Source organism: Actinomadura fibrosa, assembly GCF_900659615.1.
Lineage (GTDB): Bacteria > Actinomycetota > Actinomycetes > Streptosporangiales > Streptosporangiaceae > Spirillospora > Spirillospora fibrosa.
Genome location: NZ_CAACUY010000525.1, coordinates 1 through 1,851, shown reverse-complemented (window position 1 = coordinate 1,851; position 1,851 = coordinate 1). Strand labels below are relative to the sequence as shown.

Here is a 1,851-nt window from a genome sequence, read left to right as displayed (position 1 = left end):
CCGGCACGATCGGCTACCTCCCGCAGGACCCGCGCGGCGTCGACCTGGCGGCGCTGGCCGGCGGCCTCCTCCCGCTCGCTTCCGCCCCGGCACGCGCGGACGAGGTCCGCGCCCGGCAGCGGCCCGTCCTGGACATCCTGGGCATGGACGCCGCCTGGAGGATCACGCGGGGCCGCGGCGTGACGGTCGCCGTCGTCGACACCGGCGTGGACCCGAACCAGGCCGACCTGAAGGGCTCGGTCACCACCGGGCCCAACATGATCGCGCAGGTGGACGCCGGGTCGAAACCGGCCCGGGAGCACGGCACCGGGATGGCGTCCCTGATCGCCGGGCACGGGCACGGGCCGGGCGGCGGCGCCGGGATCATCGGCCTCGCCCCGGAGGCCCGCATCCTCGCGGTCCGCGCGATCGGCGAGCCGGAGGACCCGAGCTACGCCCGCTACAAGGCCGACGACAGCGCGGAGGACGGCGTGGCGCGCGGCATCCGCTACGCGGCCGACCACGGCGCGGACGTGATCAACCTCTCGCTCGGCAAGGACGACGAGGTCCCCGCCGAGCGCGCGGCCATCGCCTACGCGATCGGCAAGGGCGTCGTGGTCGTCTCGGCGGTCGGCAACGACGGCGACAAGGAGCGCGAGCTGGACGCCGACGGCTTCGCGCCGTACTCCTACCCGGCGTCCTACCCGGGCGTCATCGCCGTGGCCGCGACGGCCCCGGGCCACGCCCGCGCGCCGTTCTCCAACCGCAACTACTCGGTGCTGGTCGCGGCGCCCGGCGCCGGCCTGGCCGCGGCCGGACCCGGCGGCGACTACTTCATCACCAGCGGCACGAGCGACTCCAGCGCGCTCGTGTCCGGGATCGCCGCACTGATCCGGGCGAAGTACCCGAAGCTCCCGCCGGCGCTGGTCTCCCAGGCGCTGGTCGCCGGGACGCGCTACGGCCCGTCCGGCAAGTACGACCCCGAGATCGGGTTCGGCGAGGTCAACGCGCAGCGGGCGCTCGCCGCCGCCGCGTCGCTGACGTCCGGCCGCCCCGCGACGTCGGCGGGCAAACCGGCCCGCCAGCGGTTCGGCGCCGGGGACCCGGGGCCGGTGGACGTCATCGACCGCCCCATCTGGGTCAAACCCGTCATCACCGTGATCCTGCTGGTCGGCGTGGGCGGCACGCTCATCTCGTCGGGCGTCGCGATCACCTTCGCCCGCCGCCACCCGCGCACCGCGCCCACCGGCGGCCCGTCCTCCGGTCCCGCGACGGCAGGCGGCCCCCCGACAGGCGGAGGCCCGCCCCTCGGCGCCGCACCGGGCGCCGCACCGCCCTTCGGCGCGCGGTTCGCCTCCCCGCCCGGCGCCCGCCCAGCCACGCCGGGCGGTTCATCGCCAGGCCCGCATCCTGGATCGCAGGGCGACCCGTCGTTCGGCCCGCCGGAGCGTTCCGCGTGGACGCCGCCGGGCCGCGCGGCGCCGTCGCCACCGCCTGCGGGCGTGCCGTCCTCGGGTCGGCCGTCGTTCGGCCCGCCCGAACCCGATCCGCTGTACGACCCGCCGTCCGACCCGCCGTCCGACCCGCTGTACGACCCGCCGTCCGACCTGCCCGGCGGTCCGTCCTTCGCGCCGCCCGACTCCCGGTACGCGCCGCAGGCGGAGCCGTCGTTCGAGCCGCCGGCGGACCCGCCGGTCGCCGGGCAGCGCTGAACCCGGCTCGGCTACGCTCCGCAGCGTGTCGCGCGCCGAGATCTCGACCCCGGACCTGGGGCCGGAGCCCCCGCCGGACGAGGTGCCCGGCGCGGCCCGGTGGCCGTCGCGCACCGTGGTCGCGCTGGCCGCCGCGGCGGGATGCGCGGTGGTGCTGGTG

At 77.8% G+C, this 1,851-nt stretch carries 1 protein-coding gene; it reads left to right on the top strand.

Annotated features, from left to right (window positions below; genetic code table 11):
* A partial coding sequence (locus tag E1300_RS49370) for a S8 family serine peptidase (protein WP_242619919.1) occupies positions 1–1,691 on the top strand: 1,691 nt, incomplete at its 5' end.
* Positions 1,692–1,851 lie beyond the last annotated feature (160 nt).